The 220-nt window shown below is 38.6% G+C and carries 1 pseudogene; it reads right to left on the bottom strand.

Going from position 1 to position 220, the window contains the following annotated elements:
• Window positions 1–48: 48 nt before the first annotated feature.
• A pseudogene (locus CBI42_RS13370) lies at window positions 49–220 on the bottom strand (RNA-binding S4 domain-containing protein); the annotation flags it as partial.

Below are 220 nucleotides of genomic sequence, written 5' to 3' on the forward strand. Positions count from 1 at the left end.
TTTGTCTAGGTGAACCAGACATATTCCGGTCATTTTGTGAAGGATTATCTATTCTTTTCGAAAATCTCGTTCGTAATCCTCTGATGTAATTTCATACATTCTTTCGGCATCATCTTTCTTGGTTGTGTCCAACAATTCCTTAACCAAGATGGTCAGGGTCTTGTTACCAAACTTAATCACAACTTCATCGTTTGGCTTGACCTCGGTTGATGATTTGGCA

Origin of the sequence: Streptococcus sp. KR, assembly GCF_002238115.1 — a bacterium.
Lineage (GTDB): Bacteria > Bacillota > Bacilli > Lactobacillales > Streptococcaceae > Streptococcus.